Source organism: Nostoc sp. CALU 546 (genome assembly GCF_048836525.1).
The window spans coordinates 1-4573 of record NZ_JAWJTF010000203.1 but is presented as its reverse complement, the minus strand read 5'-3'; the positions used below and the strand labels follow the sequence as shown (position 1 = coordinate 4573).

The 4573-nt window shown below is 40.3% G+C and carries 4 protein-coding genes and 1 pseudogene; 3 read left to right on the top strand and 2 right to left on the bottom strand.

Going from position 1 to position 4573, the window contains the following annotated elements; genetic code table 11:
- The first annotated feature begins 35 nt into the window (after positions 1 to 35).
- The 3 genes from hisS (at position 36) to RRG12_RS41455 (ending at position 2959) form a co-directional block, all read left to right on the top strand.
- Positions 36 to 1424: a histidine--tRNA ligase gene (gene hisS, locus RRG12_RS41465; RefSeq protein ID WP_420759996.1), complete on the top strand. Its 1389-nt coding sequence runs from the start codon at positions 36 to 38 to the stop codon at positions 1422 to 1424.
- A gap of 296 nt (positions 1425 to 1720) precedes the next feature.
- Complete coding sequence (locus RRG12_RS41460; protein WP_420759995.1) at positions 1721 to 2359, top strand: Uma2 family endonuclease; 639 nt, start codon at positions 1721 to 1723, stop codon at positions 2357 to 2359.
- 24 nt (positions 2360 to 2383) lie between these two features.
- Positions 2384 to 2959, top strand: coding sequence for a TMEM175 family protein (locus RRG12_RS41455; RefSeq protein WP_069069598.1), 576 nt, complete (start codon positions 2384 to 2386; stop codon positions 2957 to 2959).
- A 213-nt stretch (positions 2960 to 3172) separates the two neighbouring features.
- Here RRG12_RS41455 and RRG12_RS41450 read toward each other — a convergent pair whose 3' ends face one another.
- Together RRG12_RS41450 and RRG12_RS41445 are read right to left on the bottom strand one after the other, a co-directional pair.
- Positions 3173 to 3886: a rubrerythrin family protein gene (locus RRG12_RS41450; protein WP_420759994.1), complete on the bottom strand. Its 714-nt coding sequence runs from the start codon at positions 3884 to 3886 to the stop codon at positions 3173 to 3175.
- A 253-nt stretch (positions 3887 to 4139) separates the two neighbouring features.
- A pseudogene (locus RRG12_RS41445) lies at positions 4140 to 4573 on the bottom strand (alkene reductase); the annotation flags it as partial.

Here is a 4573-nt window from a genome sequence, read left to right as displayed (position 1 = left end):
TTTGATCTCAAATTTAAACTTAGTAAGGTACACACATGGCCAAAGGTGACAAAATAAACTTTTCTACTCCTAGCGGTTTCCCAGAATTTCTGCCTAGTGAAAAGCGTCTAGAATTATATTTGTTAGATATCATCCGTAGAGTTTTTGAAAGCTATGGATTTACGCCTATCGAGACACCTGCTGTAGAACGTTTAGAAGTGCTGCAAGCTAAAGGGAATCAAGGCGACAATATCATTTATGGAATTGATCCTATATTGCCACCAAATCGACAAGCCGAGAGAGATAGATCGGGCGAAACAGGTTCGGAAGCAAGAGCTTTAAAGTTCGATCAAACAGTTCCTTTAGCGGCATATATTGCTCGTCACCTAAATGAATTAACCTTTCCCTTTGCTCGATACCAAACCGATGTGGTTTTTCGGGGAGAACGGGCGAAAGATGGGCGTTTTCGTCAGTTTCGTCAGTGCGATATTGATGTAGTTGCTCGTCGTGAACTCAGCTTGCTTTATGATGCTCAAATGCCTGCAATTATCACTGAGATATTTGAAGCAATTAATATTGGCGATTTTCTGATTCGCATCAACAACCGAAAAGTTCTGACTGGTTTCTTTAAATCACTGGGAATTGCCGAAAATCAAATTAAATCGTGTATTGGTATTGTTGACACACTAGAAAAAATTGGTGAAAGTAAAGTAAAACAAGATTTAGAAAAAGAAGGAATATCAGCAGAACAGGCGCAAAAAATTATTGAGTTTATTAAAATAGACGGTTCGATTGATGACGTATTAGATAAGCTCAAGCATCTCGCCCAAAATCTGCTAGAAACTGAGCAATTAAGCTTAGGAATTACCGAATTAGAAACGGTAATTGCAGGGGTGCGTAATCTCGGAGTTGCCGAAAACCGTTTCTGTATAGATTTATCTATTGCCCGTGGCCTTGATTACTATACTGGCACAGTTTACGAAACAACCCTATTAGGACATGAAGCTTTAGGTAGTATTTGTTCTGGTGGTAGGTATGAAGAATTAGTCGGGGTATTTTTGGGCGAAAAAATGCCTGGTGTAGGCATTTCTATTGGCTTAACTCGCTTAATTAGTCGCTTGTTAAAAGCTGGTATTCTAAATACCTTAGCTGCTACACCAGCCCAAGTGATGGTAGTGAATATGCAAGAAGATTTAATGCCCACTTATTTAAAAGTTTCTCAATATCTGCGTCAGGCGGGAATTAATGTAATAACTAACTTTGATAAGCGTCCTTTGGGGAAACAATTTCAATTAGCAGACAAGCAAGGAATTCAATTTTGCGTAATTATTGGTTCTGAAGAAGCAGCAGCGCAAAAATCCTCACTCAAAGATTTGAAAACAGGTGAGCAAGTAGAAGTGCTACTAGAAAACTTGGCTGAGGAAGTTAAAAAAAGGCTTACTTAAAAGTTGATTTATAAAGTAGCGACTGTCTATTGCAATCTGCTTCATATACCCTACTTATTTAGAAGTCATTTATGAGTTTGTCTGATCTCCCTAATCTCTGGGTTCCTTTAGCACTTTTAGGTTTAATTGTGATAGCTGCTGTATTTTTCAGCCGCAGCAATTGAGATTTAAAGCATTACAGAAATTAAGTAAGGTAAAGTAGGACAGCCTTGTGCTGCCTGACAGTGCTTTGGTAATAATCAAAGTCTAGCTACAGTTTATCTAAAGCATTACAGTTGAGGTGGAGGTTCAGTTGTATGTTTGCTGTTGTCACACCCGATACAATCCATTTGCCCCCAGGTGCGGTAGTACGCCTACCTGGAAGTTGGCAAGATTATCAAGCACTGAATGAACAACTAGGCGATCGCTCCTCTCCTCGCATTAAATATCGAGATGGAGAAATTCTCTTGATGGCACCACTACCAGAACATGGGCGTAAAGTAAGTGTAATTGCAGATGTAGTCAAAGTTTTGCTCGATCATCTGGGACGAGAATACGAGGCATTTACCCCAATCACAATGGAACTACCACAAGAAAGTGGTATAGAACCAGACTACTGTTTTTATATTGAAAACTGGGAGACAATCGCAGGTAAAGATCGCATTAATTGGGGCGTCGATCCATCACCTGATTTAGTGGTGGAGATAGACATCACCAGTTACACCGATGTAAATGACTACCTACCTTATCGAGTACCAGAAGTTTGGTTGTTTAGGAAGAACCAGCTGGTAATTTACAGATTGCAGGGCGATCGCTACACTGTTGAAACCAGTAGCCGTTATTTCCCTAACATCAATGTGTCAGAAGTAATTACAGAGTGTTTTAAAATTGCCTACGAGCGCAATACTAGCGCTGCTATTCGAGAATTACGGCGGAAATTGGCAAGTGAGAATTAAAGATTATAAAAAAGGAATACGTACATGGGAAAAGGGAGATTAGAAGCATTCAGCGATGGAGTGATTGCCATCATCATCACCATCATGGTGCTAGAAATCAAAGTGCCGCATGGATTAGATTTAGCTGCGCTACATCCGCTAATCCCGGTATTTCTGAGCTACGTGCTGAGTTTTATTTATATCGGCATCTACTGGAATAATCACCATCACCTACTACAAGCAGTCCGACAGGTAAATGGGCGTATACTTTGGGCTAATCTGCATCTGCTGTTTTGGTTGTCGCTAATCCCCTTCGTCACTGGTTGGATGGGCGAGAATCACTTTGCCGCCATGCCAGTTGCCCTTTATGGTACGGTGTTGTTGTTGAATGCAATCGCTTACTTCATCCTTACCCGTGTCCTCATTTCTCACCACGGTAGGGACTCAACTTTAGCGATCGCAGTTGGTGAAGACTTAAAAGGAAAAATATCGGTGGTATTCTATGCTGTGGCAATTCCACTTGCCTTTGTGAACTCATGGTTTGCCTGTGCATTGTACGTTTTAGTCGCAATCATCTGGCTGATTCCAGATCGTCGCATTGAGAAGACTCTCACTTCCTGAACGAATTACGAATTACCTAAGTTGTTACGCATTTAATTTGTACATTTACCTGATGACAGTTAACGACTCATTTCACCAAAACAAAAGGCATAGCCGTTATCTTCTGGTGAACACATGATCAAAACCTCTGTATAAAAAATCAAGAACGCGAAGTATCTTTTAAGACGCTTCGCGTTTATATGCTAAAAAAAGATTGCCTAATTGATTGTTGTCTTAAGCTGCAACTTTTTCCTCAAATGGTTTAAAGGTTTTTTTGCTAGCGCCACAAATCGGACATTCCCAGTCTTCAGGAATTTCTTCAAAAGGTGTACCAGGTGCAATCCCCGAATCAGGATCGCCAGCAACGGGATCGTAAATCATACTGCATTGTCTACAAATCCATTTCCGAGTTTTAGGATCTTCACCAGCAACTCTGGTTGCTGTTTGTCCACCATTTAATACTTCTAAGGCTTCAGTATAGCGATCGGCGTGGTAATTTTCGATGAATTTTAACAAGCCAAAACGGTGTGCAGCTTCCCGAAATGTGTTGGCATGATCGGTAGATTCTTGAACTTGTTTGAGAAATTCTTCAGCTGCGGGATTGTCGCGATCGCGTTGGGCATCTGCGGCAAACTCAGGATACATTGTGGTATATTCATAAGTCTCGCCTTCAATTGCCAAAGATAAACAGCGAGATACAATTTCCCGCTTTTGTTCATCAGTTAAAGCCGCTGCATCTTCTACCACAAGTTCTGGATGTAGTAATTTAAAATGTGCAAAAGCGTGTTCAGTTTCTTGATCTGCTGTTTCTTTAAAAAGTTTCGCCAAGTCTGTAAACCCAAGTTGACGCGCTACATCTGCAAAAAACAGATACTTACGATTTGCCATCGATTCACCACCGAAGGCAGCTTCTAAGTTTTGGAGTGTAGTAAAGTTGGACAAATCCATAATTTTTTAATGCCTGATAAGTGATATTTAGTGCAAAAGCACAGACTCTACAACCGGATAATCAGCCGTTATTTGTATAAGTTATAAATGCTTTATACAAACTTTGTCATCCCATCTTTAGCAATCCGTTTTAATCGAAAGCCAGCACGGCTGTGTTCTCCTACTTGGACAATTATAAAACCGAAAAATTGTGCAACTGACAAATTATATTTTTGATTTAGAGATGGCTGTGATTGCTTTAATTTGTCTGAAGTTATAAAAAGGGATAGTCGGTGTATCCTGTAGCATCAGGTGCATAAAATGTTTTTGGATCTGGAGCGTTCAAATGTGCATTAAATTCTAAACGTTTTGGTAAGTCAGGATTAGCAAGATATAACTTGCCAAAAGAAACTAAATCTGCATTGCCACTAGTAAGAATGCTATCTCCTGTTTGGCGATCGTAGCCACCATTGGTAATCAAAGTACCTTGGAATATTTGTCGAAAGTAGGGTGTAACTGGGTTCATGACTTCGCGGGTTGCTAAATCAACTTCGTTCGGTTCCATCAGGTGAAGATAGGCAAGTCCAAAGGGGTTAAGAGCATTGATTGCATAACCAAAAGTTTCTTGAGGGTTAGAGTCATGCATTCCATAAAAAGTGTTACTTGGCGAAAGTTTTATACCAACCCGGTTCCCACCCCAAACGCTAG

What these genes read in the sequence shown, in the direction of transcription:
- RRG12_RS41450 (WP_420759994.1), bottom strand. Translation starts at nt 3,886, where the DNA reads ATGGATTTGTCCAACTTTACTACACTCCAAAACTTAGAAGCTGCCTTC.
- RRG12_RS41460 (WP_420759995.1), top strand. Translation starts at nt 1,721, where the DNA reads ATGTTTGCTGTTGTCACACCCGATACAATCCATTTGCCCCCAGGTGCG.
- RRG12_RS41455 (WP_069069598.1), top strand. Translation starts at nt 2,384, where the DNA reads ATGGGAAAAGGGAGATTAGAAGCATTCAGCGATGGAGTGATTGCCATC.
- hisS (WP_420759996.1), top strand. Translation starts at nt 36, where the DNA reads ATGGCCAAAGGTGACAAAATAAACTTTTCTACTCCTAGCGGTTTCCCA.